The 23,793-nt window shown below is 53.7% G+C and carries 25 protein-coding genes; 15 read left to right on the plus strand and 10 right to left on the minus strand.

Going from position 1 to position 23,793, the window contains the following annotated elements; genetic code table 11:
• Positions 1-211: 211 nt before the first annotated feature.
• Positions 212-1,771: a sensor domain-containing diguanylate cyclase gene (locus DEU53_RS03000; RefSeq protein WP_110865984.1), complete on the plus strand. Its 1,560-nt coding sequence runs from the start codon at positions 212-214 to the stop codon at positions 1,769-1,771.
• 5 nt (positions 1,772-1,776) lie between these two features.
• Here the strand turns inward: DEU53_RS03000 and DEU53_RS03005 are convergent, their stop codons facing one another.
• The 4 genes from DEU53_RS03005 to DEU53_RS03020 form a co-directional block, all read right to left on the minus strand.
• Positions 1,777-2,028, minus strand: coding sequence for a hypothetical protein (locus tag DEU53_RS03005; RefSeq protein WP_110865985.1), 252 nt, complete (start codon positions 2,026-2,028; stop codon positions 1,777-1,779).
• Between the two features lie 83 nt (positions 2,029-2,111).
• A complete protein-coding gene (gene umuC / locus DEU53_RS03010; RefSeq protein ID WP_110865986.1) occupies positions 2,112-3,374 on the minus strand; it encodes a translesion error-prone DNA polymerase V subunit UmuC in 1,263 nt (420 codons plus the stop codon).
• Complete coding sequence (gene umuD / locus DEU53_RS03015) at positions 3,374-3,796, minus strand: translesion error-prone DNA polymerase V autoproteolytic subunit (RefSeq protein ID WP_101760747.1); 423 nt, start codon at positions 3,794-3,796, stop codon at positions 3,374-3,376. The genes umuC and umuD overlap by 1 nt, the downstream gene beginning before the upstream one ends.
• 140 nt (positions 3,797-3,936) lie before the next feature.
• Entirely contained in the window at positions 3,937-4,449 is a 513-nt protein-coding gene (locus tag DEU53_RS03020) for a GNAT family N-acetyltransferase (RefSeq protein WP_101760746.1), read from the minus strand.
• Positions 4,450-4,645: 196 nt separating this feature from the next.
• Here DEU53_RS03020 and DEU53_RS03025 point away from each other — a divergent pair, with 196 nt between their 5' ends.
• The 4 genes from DEU53_RS03025 (at position 4,646) to DEU53_RS03040 (ending at position 6,123) form a co-directional block, all read left to right on the plus strand.
• Positions 4,646-4,924 carry a hypothetical protein gene (locus DEU53_RS03025; protein WP_110865987.1) on the plus strand — a complete coding sequence of 93 codons (279 nt, stop codon included), beginning with the start codon at positions 4,646-4,648 and terminating at the stop codon, positions 4,922-4,924.
• 213 nt (positions 4,925-5,137) lie between these two features.
• Positions 5,138-5,383 carry a regulatory protein YcgZ gene (ycgZ, locus tag DEU53_RS03030; RefSeq protein ID WP_007891089.1) on the plus strand — a complete coding sequence of 82 codons (246 nt, stop codon included), beginning with the start codon at positions 5,138-5,140 and terminating at the stop codon, positions 5,381-5,383.
• Positions 5,384-5,503: 120 nt separating this feature from the next.
• Complete coding sequence (locus DEU53_RS03035; RefSeq protein WP_101760744.1) at positions 5,504-5,794, plus strand: hypothetical protein; 291 nt, start codon at positions 5,504-5,506, stop codon at positions 5,792-5,794.
• Between the two features lie 62 nt (positions 5,795-5,856).
• On the plus strand, positions 5,857-6,123 hold the full coding sequence (locus DEU53_RS03040; protein ID WP_101760743.1) for a biofilm development regulator YmgB/AriR family protein: 267 nt from the start codon (positions 5,857-5,859) through the stop codon (positions 6,121-6,123).
• Between the two features lie 34 nt (positions 6,124-6,157).
• Here DEU53_RS03040 and DEU53_RS03045 read toward each other — a convergent pair whose 3' ends face one another.
• The 6 genes from DEU53_RS03045 to DEU53_RS03070 all read right to left on the minus strand — a co-directional run bounded on the left by DEU53_RS03045 (position 6,158) and on the right by DEU53_RS03070 (position 10,462).
• Positions 6,158-6,418, minus strand: coding sequence for a hypothetical protein (locus tag DEU53_RS03045; RefSeq protein ID WP_101761031.1), 261 nt, complete (start codon positions 6,416-6,418; stop codon positions 6,158-6,160).
• A 95-nt stretch (positions 6,419-6,513) separates the two neighbouring features.
• Positions 6,514-7,323, minus strand: a complete 810-nt coding sequence (locus tag DEU53_RS03050; protein WP_101760742.1) for a hypothetical protein — start codon at positions 7,321-7,323, stop codon at positions 6,514-6,516.
• Complete coding sequence (locus DEU53_RS03055) at positions 7,324-7,521, minus strand: hypothetical protein (RefSeq protein WP_101761030.1); 198 nt, start codon at positions 7,519-7,521, stop codon at positions 7,324-7,326. It abuts the gene before it with no gap.
• A 133-nt stretch (positions 7,522-7,654) separates the two neighbouring features.
• Positions 7,655-8,533, minus strand: a complete 879-nt coding sequence (locus DEU53_RS03060; RefSeq protein WP_101760741.1) for a manganese catalase family protein — start codon at positions 8,531-8,533, stop codon at positions 7,655-7,657.
• Positions 8,534-8,855: 322 nt separating this feature from the next.
• Positions 8,856-10,007 carry a lactaldehyde reductase gene (fucO, locus tag DEU53_RS03065; RefSeq protein WP_110865988.1) on the minus strand — a complete coding sequence of 384 codons (1,152 nt, stop codon included), beginning with the start codon at positions 10,005-10,007 and terminating at the stop codon, positions 8,856-8,858.
• Positions 10,008-10,168: 161 nt separating this feature from the next.
• Positions 10,169-10,462, minus strand: coding sequence for a hypothetical protein (locus tag DEU53_RS03070; RefSeq protein ID WP_218168224.1), 294 nt, complete (start codon positions 10,460-10,462; stop codon positions 10,169-10,171).
• A 538-nt stretch (positions 10,463-11,000) separates the two neighbouring features.
• Between DEU53_RS03070 and otsB the strand changes: the two genes are divergently transcribed.
• The 10 genes from otsB (at position 11,001) to DEU53_RS03120 (ending at position 23,589) form a co-directional block, all read left to right on the plus strand.
• A complete protein-coding gene (gene otsB, locus DEU53_RS03075) occupies positions 11,001-11,789 on the plus strand; it encodes a trehalose-phosphatase (RefSeq protein ID WP_101760738.1) in 789 nt (262 codons plus the stop codon).
• A complete protein-coding gene (gene otsA, locus DEU53_RS03080; RefSeq protein ID WP_101760737.1) occupies positions 11,786-13,225 on the plus strand; it encodes an alpha,alpha-trehalose-phosphate synthase in 1,440 nt (479 codons plus the stop codon). The genes otsB and otsA overlap by 4 nt, the downstream gene beginning before the upstream one ends.
• Positions 13,226-14,282: 1,057 nt before the next feature.
• The gene (flhD, locus tag DEU53_RS03085) at positions 14,283-14,633 is read left to right on the plus strand and encodes a flagellar transcriptional regulator FlhD (protein WP_008102850.1); all 351 of its coding nucleotides are present in this window, start codon (positions 14,283-14,285) and stop codon (positions 14,631-14,633) included.
• Positions 14,633-15,211, plus strand: a complete 579-nt coding sequence (gene flhC / locus DEU53_RS03090) for a flagellar transcriptional regulator FlhC (protein WP_110865989.1) — start codon at positions 14,633-14,635, stop codon at positions 15,209-15,211. The genes flhD and flhC overlap by 1 nt, the downstream gene beginning before the upstream one ends.
• A gap of 132 nt (positions 15,212-15,343) precedes the next feature.
• A complete protein-coding gene (gene motA, locus DEU53_RS03095) occupies positions 15,344-16,231 on the plus strand; it encodes a flagellar motor stator protein MotA (RefSeq protein ID WP_007891047.1) in 888 nt (295 codons plus the stop codon).
• Positions 16,228-17,259, plus strand: coding sequence for a flagellar motor protein MotB (motB, locus tag DEU53_RS03100; protein WP_101760735.1), 1,032 nt, complete (start codon positions 16,228-16,230; stop codon positions 17,257-17,259). Before motA ends, motB begins: the two co-directional genes overlap by 4 nt.
• A 10-nt stretch (positions 17,260-17,269) precedes the next feature.
• A complete protein-coding gene (gene cheA / locus DEU53_RS03105; RefSeq protein ID WP_192233597.1) occupies positions 17,270-19,240 on the plus strand; it encodes a chemotaxis protein CheA in 1,971 nt (656 codons plus the stop codon).
• 22 nt (positions 19,241-19,262) lie between these two features.
• A complete protein-coding gene (gene cheW / locus DEU53_RS03110; protein WP_008102858.1) occupies positions 19,263-19,760 on the plus strand; it encodes a chemotaxis protein CheW in 498 nt (165 codons plus the stop codon).
• 170 nt (positions 19,761-19,930) lie between these two features.
• Positions 19,931-21,610, plus strand: coding sequence for a methyl-accepting chemotaxis protein (locus tag DEU53_RS03115; protein WP_110865991.1), 1,680 nt, complete (start codon positions 19,931-19,933; stop codon positions 21,608-21,610).
• 317 nt (positions 21,611-21,927) lie between these two features.
• The gene (locus DEU53_RS03120; protein ID WP_110865992.1) at positions 21,928-23,589 is read left to right on the plus strand and encodes a methyl-accepting chemotaxis protein; all 1,662 of its coding nucleotides are present in this window, start codon (positions 21,928-21,930) and stop codon (positions 23,587-23,589) included.
• Positions 23,590-23,793: the final 204 nt, after the last annotated feature.

The raw sequence follows: 23,793 nt of genomic DNA on the forward strand, positions 1-23,793 counted from the left end.
CCCGCTCGTAGCGGGCTGGTCGAGATGGATACCGAAGTGATCGTGTAAACGCGTACTGTGTGTTGCTGCCACTCAATGTGGTGGAACCAGACTACAGTAATATTTCGCAACTGGTCATAGGAGTTATCGATGGCCCGAAAAATAACCGCATTCGTCCACTGATGCGTGGTTTACCTGCTTAACTCTGTTGGTGGGGAAGACAGAGGACAACATGCAGTTTAAAAGAAAAATGGATAAGCCGGTTTCTTCTGACGGCGGTTTACTGAAAAGCATTGTGCTCTCTGGACTGCTGCTGTTGATCACCGTAGCCAGTATGAGTATCTGGACCTTGCGTGAAGACTGGCTGGCGACCGTGCGTCAGACCCAGGAATCCGCGATGAATCTGGCGTTATCACAATCGCGTCAGGCGGAAGACACCTTCCTGCAGACCGAGCTGTCGCTGCGTCAGGTACAGCGTGATCTGCAGCTACAGCTGGCAACACGCATTCAGGGCGCTGACCTGAGTAATACCATGCGCGAATTACAGCGCCGCTTACCGCAGTTACACGGCTTGTTCTACTACGATCAAGATGGCAAGTGGATCGCCACCTCCGCCCAACGCGCACCCAACTATATCAATAATTCCGATCGTGAATACTTCACTTTTCAGCGCCATAACCGGCGCAACAGCGTGCATATCGGCCCGGTGATCAACAGCCGCAGCACCGGTGATTTGGTGATCCCCGTTTCCCTGCGCGTCAGTGATGCCAGCGGTGGCTTTAAGGGCGTGCTGCTGGCCACCATCAAGGTCGATTTTTTCCGTCGCTTCTACAGCTATTACGAGCTCGGTGCGCGCGATGTGCTGGTGTTGATGCTGGCTGACAGCACGGTGCTGTACGCGCGTCCGATGCCTGACAGTTACATCGGCAAAAATCTCTCAGCCAGCCCGCTGTTTCAGGAGATGCTGGCGAAAATGGATCGCGGCAGCGGGCAGTGGAAATCGGTGCTGGATGGCCAGGCGCGGATCTTTGGTTTTGCGCGTTCCGATCGCTATCCGATTATCGTCGCCGCCGGTTACAACAGTGACGATCTGTTCCATGTGTGGGTTAACCGTCGGGCGCAGGATATTCTGCTCAGCATTATCCTGCTGCTGACCATCTTGCTGCTCGGCGTCTTCCAGCTGCGTCAGGCGCGTAGCGTGTTGCGCTATCAGCAGGAATTGACTCAGCTGCGCGACGAACTGCACAGCGCCAACCTCGCCCTGAATCAACTCGCGCACGTTGATGGTTTAACCGGTCTGGCGAATCGAAGGGAGTTTGATCGTTTCCTGCATCAAGCGCTGGCCCACGCCGCCGCCAGCGGTAAACCGCTCACGCTGATCATGATGGATATCGATTTCTTCAAGCATTACAACGACACTTACGGCCATATTGCCGGGGATAAGTGCCTGAAAGCGATCGCTGAGGTGCTCGCTTCCGTGGTGGCGCGGCGCTCCGATATCGCCGCGCGCTATGGCGGCGAGGAGTTTGCGCTGATCCTGCCTGATACCCCATTCAATGAGGGCATGACGATTGCGCATCGGGTGGTTGAGGCGGTGCGGATCAGGCAGCTTGCGCATATTTCTTCGCCCAAAGGGCAGGTGACGATCAGTGCCGGCTGCGCCACCACTGCGACGTCTGCCACCCTCAGTGCGGTAAAACTGCTGGAGTACGCCGATCACGCCTTGTACCGGGCAAAGCGTGAAGGGCGTGATGATGTGAAAGGGATTAATATAGATGAATCGCAAGCGTAATTGGCTTATTCCACGGCGGGCAGCTGGTATTTAATATATTGACGCAGCGCCTCGTGCATCTGGCTATTCCTTTCGTCCTCTAAGCCGCGCTCTTCATATTCTTTCGCCAGTTGAATAATCACCTCATCATATTTCCCTTTGAAGGTGATGTTATTTACCGCCACCTGCTTAATCATTAACTCGCGCAAGGCAGCGACTTCAATCTGCAGCTGGTTTACCGTTGCTTCCAGCTCGTTTACGCGTTCTTCATTCGCCATAGGTTCTCCGGATGTTATTAAGCTGTGGCCGTATCAGGGGCTGAATATCGCATTCGCATGCGTGTAATTCAAGCGTGAAGCGCTTACTTCGCTACTGGCAGATCCGCCAGCCGGGTGGTGTACGCCGGGGACAGCATCTCGCGCTTCATCGACCAGGGTTTCTGAATGCCTTGCCCGGCAAACCATAACGCGCCGCGCTGGTGGGCATTCATCTTGTCGATCAGGGCCATTAATTGGTCACTATTGTGACGCGGTTGATATTCCGCAAACAGATCAAACTGCGCCACGCCATCGCTAAAGAAATCGCCCAGCATGACGCCGCCTTTCATATAACGCTTACCGGGCACCCAGATGCGATCTAAACAGTTGAGCGTGGCCTGAATAATATCGCGGCTGTCAGCGGTGGGCGTAATCAAGGTTTGGCTGGCCGCATTGGCATAATAAGGATGATGCGGATCGTGCGGACTGGTGCGAATAAACGTCCCGATATGACGGCAATATTGCCGCTCGCTGCGCAATTTCTCTGCGGCACGCGCCGCGTAATTGGCAATGGCTTCGCGCATATCCTGATATTCGGTAATGCGATCGCCAAACGAGCGCGAGCAGAGGATATTTTGCCGGTTGGGAATCACCTCTTCAAACGCCAGACAAGACTCGCCACATAATTCACGCACCGTACGCTCCAGCACCACGCCAAAGTGTTTACGGATCAGCGCGGTCGGGGTTTCAGCCAATTGCAGTGCGGTGGTAATGCCCATCAGGTTGAGCTTTTTCGATAAGCGCCGGCCCACGCCCCACACCTCTTCAACCTTGACCAGTTTCATCAACTCGCGCTGACGGTGGGGCAAAGAGAGATCCATCACGTTCTCGGCTTTGGTCCAGCGTTTGGCGGCCCAGTTGGCGAGCTTGGCGAGGGTTTTGGTCGGCGCAATGCCGACACCCACGCGCAAATGGGTATCCTGATAAATACGGTCGCGAATGTCGCGGCCTAACTGTTCGAATGTCATGCAGGCGTTGATGCCGGTGACGTCAACGAAGGCTTCGTCGATGGAATACTCATCCACGCGCGTGGAGATCAGCGCTAGCGTCTCCATCACGCGGCGCGACATATCGCCATACAACGCATAGTTAGACGAGAACACCACCACTTTGTGGCGCATCAACTCTTCGCGATGTTTGAAGTAGGGCGCGCCCATCTTAATGCCCAGCGCCTTGGCTTCTCTGCTTAGCGAAATAATGCAGCCGTCGTTGTTCGACAGCACCACAATCGGCTTGCCGCGCAGATCCGGGCGAAACACCGTTTCACAGCTGGCGTAAAACGAATTCACATCCACCAGGGCAAACATCAGCGGCCTATGGTTTTAATCACGTGTTTAACGATGCCGAAGACTTCGAACTCATCGGCGTCAGGAATGGCGATCACCGCATGCGCGGTATTCATCGGTTTGAGATGCAGGTAAGGCTGTAACATCAGCTGTTTCACGGTGAACTCGCCGGAAAGCGAAGCCACCACAATGTCACCGTGTTTGGGTTTGAGCGAGCTGTCCACCACCAGCATGTCACCCTCATTGATACCGATGTCGATCATCGAGTCACCGCTGACTCTAATGAAATAGGTTGAACTGGGGTGATCGACTAAAAAGTCGTTGAGGTCGATACGTTGTTCAACGTAGTCCTGCGCCGGGGACGGAAAGCCGCAGGGCACGCGGCTGATGAACAAAGGTAAGGCGAGAATAGCGCGGATTTCCGCGGGCTGATAAAACTGCATGGCTGCGATCTCAAATCGTCACTGTATATGTATACAGTAATGTCGAACAGGCAGTTTGATCAAGCCAGAACCCGTAATGATTTGCAAAACAGTTGGCAACAAAGGAAATTTATTTTGTGCCAAAGGGCTTACCGCTGCGCTTAAATCATCATCCCCATGATCTGCAGGGTGCTCTGCTGTGAAGCGGTGATAAACGGAATGTCTTTGATGTGCTGCATACCAAAGGCTTCGTAGAACTTACGTGCACGCACGTTATCGCCTAACACTTCCAGCCACAGGTAGCCTTCACGCTTGTCGCGCGCCTCATTGATGATGCTCTCGAACATCCAGCGGCCGTAGTTTTTGCCGGTTTCTTCTGGATTGAGGTAGAGCTTGTTGAGCAACGCGCCGCTCATGCCGGAATCCGGCACTGGCGTGTTCCAGGTGACTTTGGCGAAGCCAATCGGCTTGTCGGTCTCGGCGATCAGCCAGCTCTCATTGGGTGCCGCGAGGCTGCTATTCAGCTCTGCCAGACCGTATTCCTTGTCGATAAAGGCATCCAGTTCGTCTGCGGAAACCCACATATGTTTGAAATGCGCACTGTAGGTCATGCGGCCCAGCAGGTGCAGCAGCTCTGCATCCTCTGCCGTGGCTTTGCGTATGGTGAACTCCATGCCAGATTTCCTTGCTTAATGCTTGTTATTAATCACGTCGTCGGTGCGAGCAGAGGCCACCGAAGGGCAGTTACCATAACGTGTTAGTAACAAAAACCCAAGATAACCAGAGCTGTCTGTTAACAAGGCGCCAGGCCGATGATCTATAATGAAGAGTGAGAAGCAAGCGTAAGCCCATATTCTCAGGAGGTAGAAGATGTCAGATTCGCAACCTAAAATTATCGGCGAAGCGGCCTATGCATTACTGGTGCGCCGTGAGGAAGTCAGCGTTTCCACACTGCTGGCAGAGCTCGCGCGTATGGCGAGAAAAGAGCAAAACAGTCAACAGCAGCAGCGTATTGCCCAGGCGCAGCAATGGTTGCTCACGCACCGTCAACCGGCGGGCAGCGATAATCGCGTCCATTCAGCATTGCGCGGATTGAGTCGCCAGGAAGGCAGTGTCAGAATGCCTTCGGCCGATGCCGACGACAATTGACCATCCCAACCGGCTCACGCGTCGATGACTTTCGGCGCGGAGCGCACAGATTTGGAAATAAAAGCTTTCTAATTGTCCTAATTCACACTTCTTAGCACTTTTTGCAACAAAACCTGCCTGATATCTTGAGTAAGCTCCTTGTACAGCTTTTTGCTATCTGTACAACTTTACTTAGGTCAAATGATCTAACTTTTTCATTTATTGGGGTCAATTATGCGTCAGAACGGATACACGCCGAGTTCAGTCGAGGCCATTGCCAACTATTTCAGCAAAGCGTCGCTGCCATCACAGCAGGAAACCTTGGGTCAGATCGTGGTTGAAATCTTACGCGAAGGCCGTAACCTCAACCGCAAATCGCTATGCACCAAGCTGCTGCGCAGACTGGAACTGGCCGCCAATGCTGAAGAAGAGCATCACTATCATCAGCTGATTGGCTTGTTATTTGAACGTGAAAGCTGAGAGCCAGTCAGACGTCAAACTTGTACAAGTATTAAAATTTTACTCTGAATACGCTCCCACACTGGTTTCGCCCCGCACCGGGGCGAAGCGGCGGTCAGAGATTCGTTATGAAAATTCGTTATGAATAGAAGTGAACACCAGAAAATAATCGATGAAATTATTGGCGAAGCGGCGCTGGCGCTGTTGCAACGTACGGGCCCGGTCAATACGCAAGCGCTGTTGAATCAGCTGATGCTGATGAAGCAGCAGAGCAATGACGAAGAGCAGCGTGCAGCGATTACTGCCGCCATCACCGATGTACGCAACAGTATTTCGGCGGGAAAAAAGCTGCGCGAAGAGCAGCCGCAAAGCGACAACGTTCTTCAGCTGTTTGGTAACAACCAACAGTCTGGTAACAATCGTAAACATTGACCGATTGGCTCGCATTTAGGCACTGTAAATTCGAGCGTAGATACAATCACGGGACTGGAATCATGTCGGAAAATCACAACCTCTACGCTGCACTGCCTGACACCGAACTGGCAGAGCATTTTCGCAATGCAGACAGTACGTTAAGAAACGAAGCTGCCGTATTGGATAGGGTTATCCGCCACGTGCTGGCCACCGAAGGGCGCGTCAGTAATAAATCGATTATTCTCTGTTTGATTATGGCGCTGGAAACCGCAGAAGGTGATGCTGAAGCTGATGTGCTGCGCAAAACACTGGAAATTGTGGTGGGTTACACGCCTGACGACGCCTGATATTCCTCTCTGTCCCCCGCGCGGGGACAATGAATTAATCCTTTCTGGCGAGAGCTAATCGGCGCTTCGCTTTGCCAATATTAATTCTGTGCAACCAGGTGCGAAACTGTTTTAACTGGACGTGTGAAGCGACATCAGTTGAAAGCGTGCAAATATACAGCTGGCTTTGGGTATGATTATTAGTGCCGGTCGCGTAAATTTCGCTTTTATTATCACGCTGTTGCAGTTCAATTCCCGTGAAGTGTAAATTCCCCCACAGCTGTAAAGTGTCCTCGAACTTTTTAAAGTCCATCATGATGCCCTTATTATTTTGACTTATTATGGAATGTTGCTGGCTCCGTGCAACATAAAGCAATTGCACGATTAAGCCAGCATCTTTGAATAGTAAATTTAGGGATAGTCGCGTTTGGGCGCGGATTTTCGCATCCACTTGCGTTTATTACCGCTTTGCTTATCCATCGCTAATGCGCTGGCGCTGGCCGGATCAAACAGCGACAAACTCTCTATTTGATGCACCATAATCACTTTACGAAACTCAAGGGCACTTTTAGGTGCGGACGAGAAATCAATGTTGTGATTGTGGTACCACAGACTGTAATTATGCTCGATCGCCAGATTGAGCGTGCGTGAATCACGATAGCCGCTCAGCATCGGGATCAACACAATGTTGGCAGTGTTTGGATATTCAAAGGTCGCCGCGTGAATCATGCCGATATAGATACGGCGCGATTTCAGTGTGACCCACGCCAGCTCGCCTTCTTCCATACATTGCAATAGCAACTGTTCAATGCCGTTGGAGCGGGAAAGGCGTTGATACAACTCCTTGCGTCCACCGGCGTTGAGCCGGGCGCTGACCGCCCAGTTGGAGCGATACATACAGAACAGGATGGCAAAGGCCAGCATCAGCACCACCGGGGCCTGAATGCCTAAAAAGCTCCACGTCATGAAATCGACGTTCCAGTGCACATTCTCCGCCGAGGTCAGCGCAAACGCATTATTCACGCCCGATGCGGCCAGCAGAATCAGCCAGATGATCGCGGTGGCCAGCACGCCTTGCAGCACAAATATGCAGCCATACAGCGCAATGAGAAAATAGACATCCCAGCCAAAGGAACGCTTAATTTTTAAACGGCTCGACATGTCGCGGCTGGTATACCAATAGCCGCAAACCATCATCACCATAAATATCGCCGTGCCCATTTAAATATCCTTTAATGTGCTGACATGATGGGCAAAATCGCGCTGCACTTCAGGACTCAACGCATTAACCGAAGCGTTACCATCTTCATCAATAATAATTCTGTCGCCTTCCTCAATCGATTCCTGAATGTCCTGGCGCGTCATGACTTGCACTAATGACTCCGGGCTACCGAACAGGGAAGTTAAAAAACCAAACATCATCAAGCCATCCTTATTATTTATGCCAGCGTCAACTATGGCACATCCCTCAACAACCCAGCCGGGTAACTGAAATGAAAGGGCGTTTTCCGGATTAATCTGCCAGGTCGCCGTTTAGGGCGACCTGTGATAATTACTGATTGGTAAGCGGCGTTTTACTGCCGGGTTCCGCGCCGGTAATCGGATTGGTATCGGGCTGTGAAGCGGTGCGTGTTGCCAGCGTATCCAGATCGCTCAGCTGTTTTGACGGCAGCGTCACGCTGGCGGAGCCATCACCGCCATCCACTGCGGGCTGCGGGTCGGCGACATAGTCGAAGTTCTCATCCGAATTCCAGCTACCGCGAATATCGTCACCCTGAGACATGTTGTAGTAGGTGTGCGCATACTTCTCGATCGGCGGCAGTTTGCCCGGTGGGAAGTTGTTGTGGATGGAGTAGAGCGCTTTTTCAAACGACAGCTGATGCGCCACTTCGCGCGTCATCAGGAAGCCTAGCGCATCTTTCACGCCCACGTCATCGGTGAGGTTGATCAGGCGTTCGTAGAGGATTTTGGCGCGCGCTTCGGCCGCGATGTTGGAGCGCAGATCCGCTGTCACTTCGCCAATGGTATCAATGTAAGCCGCTGTCCAGGGCACGCCCGCGGAGTTGGTTAATGCCGGGCCGCCGCCGTACAGAATCGATGTCAGATGGCTGTCATTGCCCGCGCCGGTGATGGAGCGATAAAGATCGCCTTGCTCTTCGCTGCCTTCCGCCAGTTCGCCTTTGGCACCTTTATTCAGCATGCCAACCAGCGAACCGATAATTTCCAGATGGCTCAACTCTTCAGTCGCGATATCCATCAGCATCTCGCGACGACCCGCATCTTCATCACTTAAGCCCTGCATGAAATAGCGCATCGCAGCGGCTAATTCGCCCTGCGGACCACCAAACTGCTCGAGTAATAAATTGGCCAGACCGGGATTGGGCGCATTAACGCGCACGGTATATTGCAACTGCTTTACGTGTCGAAACATAGCTCACCTCAAAAAATAAAATAAACGGAGAAAGGGAATTAATTCTGATGTTTAAAAATAAATAACGATAAGAAATGGAGGAGGGAAGGAGTGAATTTAGCCTTGTACTCATCAACTGCATGCCGCCTCATTAATACTAAGCGGGCATCCCATTGCTGCAAGCGCACCGGGTTAAATTAATTTTATTTTAAGCCGCGAGATAAATATTATTTTAAAGGGTGAATGTTGGCATGAATTAAATAAGCGCGTCGTTCTGGTGCGCATAAATGCGCACCTACAAAACACGTCGGTCGCCATTAATGGTGACCTGGTTAACGCCTAATCAGAACAACTCACGATACAGCGCAGCGATCATCGTCACGCTGCACTCCCGCGGATTGCCCGGCGTACACACATCGGCGAAAGCTGCGGTGGCAAGCGCATCCACATCCTGCTCCTGCATGCCGATATCACGCAGTCTGAGCGGAATACCGATATCGTGGTTTAGGGTGATCACCGCATCAATGGCCAGCGCACGGGCATCGGCTAATGAACAGCTATAGGCACCTTCCATGCCCAGCGCATGGGCGATATCGCGGTACTTCTCGCCGGTATGCTCGGCATTGAACGCCATGATATGCGGCAGCAGAACCGCATTGGCGATGCCGTGCGGCGTGCCATAAAACGCGCCCAGCGGATGCGCCATACCGTGCACCAGACCCAAGCCAACATTCGAGAAGCCCATTCCGGCGATGTACTGACCGAGCGCCATATCCGCCACGCCCGCAGGCACGCCTTTAACCGAATCACGCAGCGAGCGGCCAATAATTTCAATCGCTTTGAGATGGAACATGTCGGTCAGTTCCCACGCGCCGCGCGTGATGTAGCCTTCAATGGCGTGCGTCAGCGCATCGACGCCGGTCGCCGCTTTCAGGCTGGCGGGCATGCTGGCCATCATGTCGGGATCGATAATGGCAATCGCCGGGATATCGTGCGGGTCGTAGCAGACGAACTTGCGCTTCTTCTCTTCATCGGTGATGACGTAATTGATGGTCACTTCCGCTGCGGTGCCGGAAGTGGTCGGCACCGCAATGATCGGTACGGAGGGATTGCGCGTGGCGGCGCCGCCTTCCAGCATGCGCACGTCACTGAACTCGGGATTGGCAATCATCATGCCGATGGCTTTACAGGTATCCTGCGGCGAGCCGCCGCCCACCGCGATCAGATAATCGGCGCCCGAACGACGAAAAGCCTCGACGCCCGCATGCACCACCTCAACGGTAGGATTGGGGATCACCTCATCATAGATGGCGAAACTGAGGTCGTGCTGCGCCAGCAGATCGGTGATGCGGGTGGCGACAGAAAACTTGATCAAATCCTTGTCGGTCACCACCAACGCTTTGTTAAAACCGCGTTTGTGAATCTCATCGACAATAGAATTAATCGCGCCCGCACCGAAATAGGCGGTTTCATTGAGGATCATTCTGTTAATCATATTAATTACCTTCACGTAGATGCCAGATTTAATATTTTTCGATTAAATTCATCAAGATAAGAAGATTTAACCGTATCCAGATTTACGTGGTAATGACGATACAGATATTGCGTTGCCTCAATAAAATCGCGGTTTCCATTGAGTCGAATAAATGGAAGGAATCATGATCCTAAACGCATCGTCTCGGCACGCTTCGCCGTGTCGTAGACATACTGCAGCATCGGTTCCAGGTCGGTGTCGGGCCCGGAGCTGATGATCTTGGCGCGCAGCCACTCAATCTCGCTGGTGATATCCGGCGGGAAAATGGTGTTGTTCTGCGCATTACGCAGCCATTTCAGCAGGAAGTTATTCTTGCCGCGCACGCCGCCAGACTTCTTCGTTTTGGCGTTGATTTTCAGGGCGACCAGAATGCAGTAATAGAAGTGAACGCGTTGGCTGTAGCTTTGCGGGATCATCTTCGCTCACCTGCCGCGACAAGTGAAAAATGTGATGTCGATCGGTTTTCCATTATCCGGATTCCTGCCTGAATGGGTCTAACAGCCGTGATCAATGCCGATCAGGGCGCTATTTCCGCGCTGTAACCGCACGGTAAACGCACCATATGATAATCCTCGCGGCGGATGCAAGTCGGCATAATCCGGGAATTGAGGCGGGAGAAGGGCGTTATCAACGCTAAAAAATAAGCGAAACGGCTGAAAAAGCGCTGAGGCGATTCTTTTGCGGCATAAGCCTTAAAACGGCCACTTATCCTATAGCCAGGCCGCGCGTATCTGGCAATATCGTGATCTGCGTCTACACTTAATTCTGACGATGTTCGCAGTCAGCTTGGCGAGTGAGTTTAAATGATGTTTGTTTGTGGAGAGTTATCTATCGAAATTCCGTGTTATCTGCAAAACCTCCTCGCACACACTTCTGCGGTAGCAACCGCCTCGATCACCCAGCCAGCCTCCGAACATCCTGTAATGACAAATTCCACAAGACAGGAGAAGAGTCGTGACCTCCGCGGTTAATCACAACAGCACCTTGCCGTCATTAAGTGGCGGACTCTACGCCTTCTTTTTTGATGTCGACGGCACGCTGGCAGCGATTCAGTCGCAGCCCGAGTCGGTCTCCATTCCCGCTCCGGTACGCCAGCTGCTGCAACACATTTCCAATCTTAGCCACGGCGCCTTAGCGCTGGTTTCCGGCCGTCCGATTGCGCAACTCGACGCCTTAGTCGCGCCACTCGAAGCCCCCGCCGCGGGCGTGCACGGTGCAGAACGCCGCGATGCGGCGGGCCGCGTGCATCGCCACAGCTTGCCGGGGGATATTGCGCAAACACTGCAAACTGAACTGCAGCAGACGCTGGATCAGTGGCCCGATACGCTATTAGAAGTGAAAGGCATGGCATTTGCGCTTCACTATCGCAATGCGCCGCAGTACGAAAACGCCATTATGCAGCTGGCCGAAGACGCCGTTGCACGCTTTCCCGAGCTGGCGCTTCAGCCAGGTAAATGCGTGGTGGAACTGAAGCCGCAAGGCATCGATAAAGGCGCTGCCGTACGTGAGTTTATGCAGGAAGCACCCTTTGCCGGACGCATTCCGGTATTTGTGGGAGACGACCTGACAGATGAAAAAGGATTCCTCGTGGTAAATGCCATGCAGGGGATCTCTGTCAAAGTCGGTGAAGGGGCCAGCCATGCACGCTATCGCCTCAACAGCGTTGAGGCCGTATGGCACTGGCTTGAACAACTATTATTACAACTAGAACATGACAATGTTGGTAAGGAGTTTAGGTTATGAGTCGTTTAGTCGTCGTATCTAACCGTATCGCGATCCCCGATGGTAGCAAGGCCAGCGCAGGCGGGCTTGCTGTCGGTATTTTAGATGCACTGCGAGATACCGGTGGATTATGGTTTGGCTGGAACGGAGAGATCAGCGAATTCTCGGGTGAAGAAGAGGATGAAGAACTTACGCAGATCGAAAAAGACGGCATCACCTATGCGTCACTGCCGCTTAATCAAAACGATTATGATCAATATTATCTCCAGTTCTCCAATACCGTGATTTGGCCGGCGTTCCACTATCGCCTCGATCTGGTGCAGTATCAGCGCGAAGCCTGGGATGGCTACTGCCGCGTCAATACTTTGCTGGCGCAGCGCCTTAAACCGCTGCTGAAGCCCGACGATATTCTGTGGATCCACGATTATCATCTGCTGCCGTTTGCCGCCGAGCTGCGCAAGCAGGGCATTAATAACCGCATCGGATTCTTCCTGCATATCCCGTTCCCGACGCCAGAGATCTTCAATGCTCTGCCGCCGCATCAGGAGCTGCTGGAGATGCTGTGCGACTACGATCTGCTGGGCTTCCAGACAGAATCTGACCGCGTAGCTTTCCTTGATAGCCTGAGCCAGCTGACGCAGCTGCAGAATAAAGGAGAGAAGAAGCATCGTGCCTTCGGTAACACCTTTATGACTGAGGTCTATCCGATTGGTATTGAGCCGGACACCATTAAAGAGATGGCGGAAGGACCGCTGCCACCGAAAATGGCGGCGATGAAACGCGATTTGGGCGATCTGCAGAATATCATCGCCTGTGAGCGCCTGGATTACTCTAAAGGGTTGCCGGAGCGTTTTCTGGCCTTCGAAGCCCTGCTGGAGAATTTCCCGCAGCACCGCGGCAAAATTCGCTACTCGCAAATTGCGCCCACCTCGCGCGGCGATGTGCAGGCTTATCAGGACATCCGTCACCAGCTGGAAACGGAAGCGGGGCGCATCAACGGTAAATACGGCACGCTGGGCTGGACGCCGCTCTATTACCTCAATCAGCACTTTGATCGTCGTCTGTTAATGAAGATCTTCCGTCTCACCAACGTCGGCTTGATTACGCCGCTGCGTGACGGCATGAATCTGGTGGCGAAAGAGTATGTAGCAGCGCAGGACCCGGATAACCCTGGCGTGTTGGTGTTGTCCCGCTTTGCTGGTGCGGCCAATGAGCTGACTTCCGCGCTGATCGTCAATCCGTACGATCGTGATGACGTGGCGGCGGCGCTCGATCGCGCGTTGACCATGCCGCGTACCGAACGTATCTCGCGTTATAACGACATGATGGCGGTGTTGCGCAAACAGGATATTTCACACTGGCGTGAAAGCTTCCTGAAAGATTTAAATACTTTGCCGGTACGCAGTGATGATCACGGTACGGTAAATAAAGTCGCTACCTTTCCGAAATTAGCGTAACGCTTAATTGCACAATACATTGCGCCGCTACGGTAAATGCTAACATTGGGTGCTTTGCTCACTTATTGCACACTTCCGTAGCGGCGCGATTTATCGCACATTTTTGAATTTACGCTCCGCTGCACAGCGTTTTCACGCGCCACTGTAACTTCACGAAATCGATTTCATTTCTTTAAGCGCTAATGCGCTGACTCATCAGCAAAAAGCGCACGATTTGGTTAAAAAGCATACAATCGAAAGGCAAAAAGAGCTTTTTTTCCTCGCAACCCTAAAGATCTCAGGTGGCAGGCCGATAGTCATCGCGGAGCAAACCGAAAAACGCCTATTCATTCATTTCTCTAATGTAACGCCCTGTTACATCCCCTGCCGTGCGCTAAACACTCCCTACAATCCACTAACAGTTCCCTGGCGCTCTGCGCCCAGACTTCACGCTTCGCTAGCGTCTCGCTTTACGGCACATGGGCAATATTCCCTGTAAGTGATTAATTTAGAAGCGAATAGTTTCATGCTAATTCAGAGTATTATGCTGCATATAATCCTTTATATGGCGTGTTATAGCACCCTAATTCCTATAGGACAGATAACTGATCGCGTTGTAATGACAATCTTCCGCACAGCCTAAAATCCGCCTTACTTCAGCAAAATATTAAGGAAATAATCAGAAATCGCGCAAAAAATGGACAACAGAAAAGCGCTGCTGAAGGTTTAGAGAAAAAATTTGCCTTAAAAGTGTGACCTAGATCACACTTTATCTAAAATTTCGCGCCACTCACGTTGTATGTCGAAATCAGACAATATAGATTTGCCTTGTTTTCAGATTAGTCTTAAAAAACTGTAAGCAGACGTCACGGAAGATGGTTACAACTCAAGCAAAGAATGGCCTGGAGTTTTGATTACTACAGATCAGTGTCCTGACGAAAAGTGCAACAGTCAGGAGCACGTTGGCTCAAGCCTGATTATTTTTTGCCATCTTTAGATTTACCAACCAGCAGCCCGAACCATAGAACAATTTAATTCTGTGGCCGTATATGTGTCGCGTCTATCAGGATGGAAAAAAATGGGTACATCAGAATTACTAAAACATATATATGACATCAATCTGTCATATTTGCTTCTTGCTCAGCGTTTAATTAACCAGGAAAAAGCTTCAGCAATGTTTCGTTTAGGCATCGATGAATCGATGGCTGATGCATTGTCGCAATTAACTTTACCTGAGATGGTAAAATTAGCGGAAACCAACCAACTGGTTTGCCAGTTCCGATTTACCGATCACAACCATATTAATCGCCTGACTCAAGAGTCACGTGTGGATGACTTACAGCAAATCCACACCGGTATTTTATTATCCAGCCGTCTCCTGCGAAATGCGTCTAAAGATGACGTCTCTGCGAAGAAGAGGGCCGTTTAATGACCGAAAAAAGTATTGTTCAGGAAGCGCGTGATATTCAGCTGGCCATGGAGCTGATTACATTGGGCGCACGACTGCAAATGCTGGAGAGTGAAACTCAGCTGAGCCGTGGTCGCCTGATTAAACTCTATAAAGAGTTGCGTGGTGCGCCACCACCGAAAGGTATGCTGCCATTCTCTACCGATTGGTTCATGACCTGGGAACAAAATATTCACTCTTCTATGTTCTGTAACGCCTGGCAGTTCCTGCTGAAAACCGGCTTGAACAGTGGCGTTGAAGCGGTAATCAAAGCTTATCGCTTGTATCTTGAGCAGTGTCCGCAATCGGACGAGGGCCCGCTGTTGGCGCTAACGCGTGCATGGACCCTGGTGCGATTCGTTGAAAGTGGCATGCTGGAACTGTCTGACTGTAAGTGCTGTGGTGGCAGCTTTATTAACCACGCTCATCAGCCCATCGGCAGCTTTGTCTGCAGCCTGTGCCAGCCGCCATCACGTGCCGTAAAAAGACGTAAACTTTCTGCAGATTCTGCCGATACCTTTCCACAACTGCTGGATGAACAGGTTAAACGCGCCGTTTAAGTTTGTTCGCATCGTGGAAAACATCCAGCAGCGGTTAATACCGCTGCTTTTTTTTTGCCTGCGATAAACGAATAACACCTGCGGCTCTCTGGCTTAACTTCCATCAACACGTTACGGACGTAAGGATTTTTTGTGCTGATAATTCTGGGTTATATCGTGGTCGTCGGCTCCGTGTTGGGCGGCTACGCGATGGTCGGCGGACATTTAGGCGCGCTTTATCAACCGGCGGAGCTGATCATTATCGGCGGTGCCGGTATTGGTGCCTTTTTAGTCGGCAATAATGGCAAATCGATTAAGAAAACATTAAAAGCGCTGCCATTGTTAATGCGCGGCTCGAAATATAACAAAGCCGTATACATGGATTTAATGGCGCTGCTTTATCGCCTAATGGCGAAATCCCGTCAGCAAGGCATGTTGTCATTAGAACGTGACATTGAAGATCCCAGCCAGAGTGAAATTTTCGCTAACTATCCGCGTATTTTGTCCGATAAACAGTTAGTCGATTTTATTACCGATTATTTGCGTTTGATGGTCAGCGGAAATATGAACGCCTTCGAAATTGAAGCGTTGATGGATGAAGAGATTGAGACCTACGAGCACGAGTGTGAAGTCCCCGCGCAAAGTATCTCGGCGGTGGGTGATGGCTTACCGGCTTTCGGTATTGTCGCGGCGGTAATGGGCGTGGTGCACGCACTGGCGTCAGCCGACCGTCCGGCGGCCGAACTGGGTGCGTTAGTGGCGCACGCGATGGTCGGTACCTTCCTCGGAATTTTACTGGCCTACGGCTTTATCTCTCCGCTGGCATCGGTGCTGCGTCAGAAATGTGCCGAAACCACCAAGATGATGCAGTGCGTGAAGGTGACGTTGCTCTCCAGCCTCAACGGTTACGCACCGCAAATCGCAGTGGAATTTGGTCGTAAAACGCTTTACTCCGCTGAACGTCCGTCGTTCTCGGAGCTGGAAGAGCACGTGCGTAACGCCAAGAACCCGGCGAAACAAACTTCGGATGAGAATTCATGAAAGCAGGCAATCGCCCCATTGTGCTGGTTAAAAAGCGCAAACATAAAGGTCACCATGGGAGCCACGGTTCGTGGAAGATTGCCTATGCCGACTTTATGACGGCGATGATGGCGTTCTTTATGGTGATGTGGTTGCTCTCCATCTCCAGCCCCAAAGAGTTGGTCCAGATTGCGGAATACTTTAAAACGCCGCTGAAAGTGGCGTTGACCGGCGGTCAGCGCAGCAGCGACAGCGAAAGTCCGATCCCCGGCGGCGGCGATGATCCGACGCAGCAGAAGGGTGAAGTGAAGAAGATTGTCGATATGGATGCGCAGAAGAAGAAGCTGGAGGAGATCCGCCTGAATCGCCTGCGTGAAAAGCTCGACCAGCTGATTGAAGCCGATCCGCGTCTGAAAGCGCTGCGTCCGCATCTGATCATCAACATGGTCGAAGAGGGACTGCGCATTCAGATTATCGATAGCCAGAACCGCCCGATGTTTAAAACCGGCAGCGCGGACGTGGAGCCTTACATGCGCGATATCCTGCGCACTATCGCGCCGGTGCTGAATGATATTCCGAACAAAATCAGCCTCGCGGGTCACACCGATGATTTCCAGTATGCCAACGGCGATCGTGGCTACAGCAACTGGGAACTGTCGGCGGATCGTGCCAATGCCTCACGGCGCGAGCTGGTGATTGGTGGCCTCGACGGCGCCAAAATGCTGCGTGTGGTCGGTATGGCCGACACCATGAAGCTGAAAAACCGTGGTGCTAATGATGCAGTCAACCGCCGCATTAGCCTGCTGGTGTTGAATCACGACACCGAAGCGGCGATTGAAAAAGAGAATGCCGAGAGCGATGCCGTTCAGGTGAGCGACCCGGCGCAAATGATTCCCAACATTACCGCACCCGCTGTACCGGCTGCGTCGACTGCTCCAACAGGTTCCACTGCAACACCGGCTGCGCCGACTGCTGCAACGGCCCCTGCGGCAGCGGCGACGCCCACGGCGAGCGCGGTGACACCAGACCAACCCTCACAGCCGAGGTGATCCCGTGAGCATGGACATCAGCGATTTTTACCAGACGTTTTTCGATGAAGCCGATGAGCTGTTAGCGGATATGGAGCAACACCTGTTGGGACTTGATCCCCAGGAGCCCGATTCCGAGCAGTTGAATGCCATCTTCCGCGCCGCCCACTCCATCAAGGGCGGAGCCGGTACGTTTGGCTTTACGGTTTTACAGGAAACCACCCACATCCTGGAAAACATTCTGGATGGTGCGCGCCGCGGCGAGATGCAGCTCAGCACCGATATCATCAACCTGTTTTTGGAAACCAAAGATATTATGCAAGAACAGCTCGATGCCTATAAAACGGCGCAGGAGCCGAATGCAGAAAGCTTTAAATACATCTGCGAAGCGCTGCGTCAGCTGGCACTGGAAGCGAAAGGCATTGCGCCTGAAGCGCCCAAAGTCGCCGAAGTGGTTGAGATCGCAGCACCAGTTGCGGCCGCAGGTCTGCGCCTGCAACTGGTTGACCTGAAAGAGAAAGAGCCGGAGCTGATGCTGGAGGAGCTCGGCAATCTCGGTACCGTCAGCAACGTGGTGAAAGGCGCTAATTCGCTGGACGTTACCATTGATGGCGTCGGCAAAGATGACATCGTCGCGGTGCTCTGTTTTGTGCTGGATGAAGCACAGATTCACTTCCCGACAGGCGCGGCGGCCGTTGCCGACGCCCCGGTTGCTGAAGTGGCTGCTGAACCGGTGCAAACCGCCACCGTCACCGATATCACGCCAGCGGTGAAGCGCGAACCTAAACGTGCCGCCGCACCGGCCAAAGGCAGCGAATCCAGCAGCATCCGTGTTGCCGTCGAGAAAGTGGACCAGCTGATTAACCTGGTTGGCGAACTGGTGATCACCCAATCGATGCTGGCACAGCGCTCCGGTGCGCTGGATCCGGTGGCGCACGGCGACCTGCTGAACAGCATGGGTCAGCTGGAGCGTAACGCCCGCGATTTGCAGGAATCGGTGATGTCGATTCGTATGATGCCGATGGAGTACGTCTTCAGCCGCTTCCCGCGTCTGGTCCGCGATTTGGCCAGCAAGCTGGGCAAAGAAGTGGAGCTGACGCTGCTCGGCAGCTCAACCGAGCTGGATAAGAGCCTGATTGAACGCATCATCGATCCGTTAACGCACCTGGTGCGTAACAGCCTCGATCACGGTATCGAAACTCCGGAAAAACGTCTGGCTGCGAATAAAACCGCCGTTGGCAACCTGACGCTGTCGGCGGAACATCAGGGCGGCAACATCTGCATCGAAGTGATCGATGACGGTGCCGGTCTGAACCGCGAACGTATTCTGGCTAAAGCGCTGTCGTCTGGTCTGCCGGTCAGCGACAGCATGAGCGATGAAGAAGTCGGCATGCTGATCTTCGCGCCGGGCTTCTCCACCGCTGAGCAGGTCACCGACGTGTCGGGACGTGGCGTGGGCATGGACGTGGTGAAAAGGAATATTCAGGAGATGGGCGGTCACGTCGAAATCTCCTCGAAGCAGGGCAAGGGCACCACCATTCGCATCCTGCTGCCGCTGACGCTGGCGATCCTCGACGGCATGTCAGTACGCGTCGCTAACGAAGTGTTCATTCTGCCGCTCAACGCGGTAATGGAATCGCTGCAGCCAACCGCAGAAGAGCTGAAACCGCTGGCCGGTGGCGAGCGCGTGCTGGAAGTGCGTGGCGAATATCTGCCGCTGGTGGAACTGTGGAATGTGTTTGAGGTGCAGAACGCCAAAACCGACGCCACGCAAGGCATTGTGGTGATTCTGCAAAGCGCAGGCCGTCGCTATGCGCTGCTGGTCGATCAGCTGATTGGTCAGCATCAGGTGGTAGTGAAAAACCTTGAAAGCAACTATCGCAAAGTGCCGGGCATCTCTGCCGCCACCATTTTAGGCGATGGTAGCGTGGCGCTGATTGTGGATGTCTCAGCACTGCAATCGTTGAACCGTGAAAAGCGTGTGGCCGGTGCCGCAGCGTAATAGATAACGAAAGGGTAAAAAAATGACTGACATGGCAACCGTGACCAAAATCGCTGGCGAAACCGTGGGCCAGGAATTCTTAGTTTTCACACTGGGTGACGAAGAGTACGGCATCGACATTCTGAAAGTGCAGGAGATTCGCGGTTACGATCAGGTAACCCGCATCGCCAACACGCCGGAATTCATCAAAGGCGTCACCAACCTGCGCGGCGTGATCGTGCCGATCATCGACCTGCGTGTGAAGTTCTCGCAGCCGGATGTGGTGTACAACGAGAACACCGTGGTGATCGTGCTGAATCTTGAGCATCGCGTGGTGGGCATCGTGGTGGATGGCGTTTCTGATGTGCTGTCGCTGACGCAAGAGCAGATTCGTCCTTCACCGGAGTTCGCGGTCACCATGTCCACCGAGTACCTGACCGGTCTGGGCGCGCTGGGTGAACGTATGCTGATTCTGGTCGACATCGAAAAGCTGCTGAGCAGCGAAGAGATGGCGCTGGTGGATAACCTGCGTACTGCATAATCCCCGCAACGGGCCGCGCTGCTGCGGCCCGTTATCATTACACACATTAATTAATTCCTTACAAATCAACAATAAATCCGCAAAAAATCGCTGTAATATCCCTCAATCTTCTCCGCCCCTGGTCGATAACCGATCGGTACGATTTTTTCCTTCATTTTCCAGGGCAAACTATGTTTACGAGAATTCGCGTTGTCACCAGCTTATTGCTGGTGTTGTTAGTGTTTGGCTTTTTACAGCTGGCATCCGGCTCACTGTTTTTTAAAGCGCTAAGCGATGACAAAAACAGTTTTAACGTTTCACAACTGGCGAGCAAAAACACCGCCGCCATCAACGACGCCTACATGAGCCTCAATCAGAGCCGTGTGGTGTTAACCCGCATTCAGCTGCGCATGGCAACCAGCAAACTGACCGGTACCGAAGCGGACATCGCCGGTTTGTACGGCGACAGCAAAGCCTTCCAGAAAGAGGCCGCCGATAACTACCAGCTGTTTAAAGCGACGCCGGACACGCCGGGACAGGATGCCGCGCTCAACAAACGTCTCGATCAAACCTATACCGCCTATGCCAGCGCGCTAGGCCAGTTGCAGGACGCGTTGGTCGCAAAAGATCTCGATCTGGCAGCCAAAGCGCCGGTTGCGCCAAGCCAAAACGCCTTCCTGAAAGAGTACCGCCAATGGCGTGCCGATCAGGATCGCCTGACTGCGGCGGGCGTCGAAGCCAACAGCTCAGCCTACGATCACATGATCTGGCTGTTAGGCGCGGTGCTGGCGATTGTGGTGGCGGTGATTGTGCTGTGCTGGTTTGGCATGCGCAAAATCCTCATCAAGCCGCTTAATGACAACATCCAGCATATTCAGCACATTGCGCAGGGCGATTTGACGCAGCGCATCGCGGTCGAAGGACGCAACGAAATGAGCCAGCTGGCGGAAAGCCTGCATGAGATGCAGCAGTCGCTGGTGCGCACGGTGAGTGATGTGCGTGACGGTTCGGATGCCATCTTTACCGGAGCGAGCGAAATCTCTGCGGGCAACAACGATCTCTCGGCACGTACCGAAGAGCAGGCGGCTTCACTGGAGCAGACCGCCGCCAGCATGGAACAGCTGACCGCCACCGTGAAGCAGAATGCCGAAAACGCGCGTCAGGCGTCGCAGCTGGCGTTGAGTGCTTCCGAAACCGCGCAGAAGGGCGGTGATGTGGTGCAAGGCGTGGTGCGCACCATGAGCGACATCGCCGGCAGTTCGAAGAAGATCGCCGACATCACCAGCGTTATCGATGGCATTGCCTTCCAGACCAATATTCTGGCGTTGAACGCGGCGGTAGAAGCGGCGCGCGCCGGTGAGCAAGGCCGTGGCTTTGCGGTGGTCGCGGGTGAAGTGCGTAATCTGGCCCAGCGCAGCGCGCAGGCGGCGAAAGAGATCAAAGGGCTGATTGAAGACTCTGTTAACCGCGTGAACAGTGGATCTGAATTGGTCGGCACCGCCGGTGAGACCATGAGCGATATCGTTAATGCGGTAACGCGCGTCACAGACATCATGGGCGAAATTGCCTCGGCGTCGGATGAGCAGAGCCGTGGTATCGATCAGGTTGGCCAGGCGGTGACGGAGATGGATCGCGTGACGCAGCAGAACGCCTCGCTGGTGGAAGAGTCTGCGGCGGCGGCGGCCTCGCTGGAAGAGCAGGCCAGTCGCCTGAGCCAGTCGGTGGCGGTGTTCCGCGTACCGCGAGCGGCACACGCGCAGCCGCAGGCCAGAAGCGGCGTGCGTCATCCGCAGATCGCACCACCCACGCTCGGCACACCGCGTAAAGCGCTGACCGCGGCAGCGGGGGACAGCAACTGGGAAACGTTTTAAGTTTCGGAGTGGTCGGTCTCTCACCCCGGCCCTCTCCCGCACGCGGGAGAGGGAGACGCTGCCCCATGCAGGCTCGATCGGTTCCCTCTCCCACTTGTGGGAGAGGGTTAGGGTGAGGGACAATCCGCACCACCCAATGCGCCTTTATCGCTCACCCGATAAAGGCGCATTTTTTTTACTGTTAATTTCTTTAGTTATAAAACACTGCAATCATGCGAAAATGCAGAGTTTTAATTCGTAAAGTAGCTTAAGCACCCTGAAAAATTCAGATTGCCGGTCGATAACTGGGGGAGCCGAAACGCATCCCTGGAGATCCCATGTTAAAACGAATCAATGTAGTGACCAGTTTAATCGCCGTATTACTGGTGTTTGGCGCTTTACAATTACTGTCGGGTGGCCTGTTCTGGTCCGCCTTACAAAAAGATAAAGAGGCGTTTGCGGTAGCGCAGATCTCCTCCAACAACGTTGGCGCGATGTCAGACGCCTGGATTGAACTGAACCAAACCCGCACCGTACTCAACCGCGCCATGTTGCGTATGCAGGGCACCATGGCCGCGCAGGCGAATGGCGGCCAGCTGAGTGCCTTAATCGCCCAGACCGAAAAACAGCTCAATGTGGCTGCCGGCCACTATCAACGCTACTACGACTTGCCAGCCACGCCGGGCTTGCCAGACGCGTTGCGCGATAAGCTGGAAGCGAACTACGCCGCTTTCAACGACGGGTTGAAGGCGATGCTGGATCGCCTGAAAGCCAACGATCTGCAAGGCATGTTTGCGCAGAACATCGAAGCTAAACAGGTCGCGATGAAAGCCACTTACGAAGAGTGGCGCACTGAACAAAGCACATTGGCGGCAGAAGGCGTGGCGCAGAATCAGCGCGCCTTCCACACCATGATGTGGCTGCTGGCGTCGGTGGCGCTGGTGGTGATTGCGGTGATCGTTGGCTGCTGGTTCGGCCTGCGTAGCGTGCTGATTCAGCCGCTGCATCAGCTGCTGGCGCATATTCGCCATATTGCTGCGGGCGATCTCACGCAAAATATCGTGGTGGAAGGGCGCAATGAAATGAGCCAGCTGGCGGGAAGCCTGCATGAGATGCAGCAGTCGCTGGTCAGCACCGTGGGCAATGTACGTGACGGTTCCGATGCGATTTTCACCGGCGCCAGCGAAATCGCCGCCGGGAATAACGATCTGTCGGCGCGTACCGAAGAGCAGGCCGCCTCGCTGGAGCAGACGGCGGCCAGCATGGAGCAGCTCACCGCGACGGTGAAACAGAACGCCGAGAATGCGCGTCAGGCGTCGCAGCTGGCACTCAGCGCGTCCGATACCGCACGCAAAGGTGGCGAGGTGGTCGATGGCGTGGTGCGTACCATGCAGGATATCGCCGGCAGCTCGAAGAAGATCGCCGACATTATTAGCGTGATCGATGGCATCGCCTTCCAGACCAATATCCTGGCGCTGAACGCGGCGGTAGAAGCAGCACGCGCCGGTGAACAGGGCCGTGGTTTTGCTGTAGTGGCTGGTGAAGTGCGCAACCTGGCGCAGCGCAGTGCGCAGGCGGCGAAAGAGATCAAAGGCTTGATCGAAGATTCGGTGAACCGCGTCAACAACGGCTCGCAGCTGGTCGGCACCGCCGGAGAAACCATGAACGATATCGTCGGCGCCGTCACGCGCGTCACCGATATTATGGGCGAAATCGCCTCGGCATCGGATGAGCAGAGCCGTGGTATCGATCAGGTGGGACAAGCGGTGACCGAGATGGACCGCGTCACCCAGCAGAACGCCTCGCTGGTGGAAGAGTCCGCCGCCGCCGCCGCATCACTGGAAGAGCAGGCGAGCCGCCTGAGCCAGTCGGTATCGGTGTTCCGCATTCCGCGCGCCGCACAGGCGCAACCGAAGGCGAGCACGGTGCGCCAGATCGCCAGCGCACCGCGCAAAGCGGCTGCCGCGCCGGTGAGTGAGGGTAACTGGGAGACGTTTTAAGTTCTGAGTTGCTTCCCCTCACCCCGGCCCTCTCCCGTAAACGGGAGAGGGAGACGCTGCCATATGTTAGCTCGATCAATTCCCTCTCCCGCCTGCGGGAGAGGGTTAGGGTGAGGGACAGCGAGCACCCATCAACCCCCCGCTGGTCCAACCCCTGCGAACACACATAAAGATCCCCTCAGAAAAGCCGATAACAGAGGCGAT

The organism is Pantoea sp. AG1095 (genome assembly GCF_003208415.1).
In the GTDB taxonomy this organism is placed as follows: domain Bacteria; phylum Pseudomonadota; class Gammaproteobacteria; order Enterobacterales; family Enterobacteriaceae; genus Pantoea; species Pantoea leporis.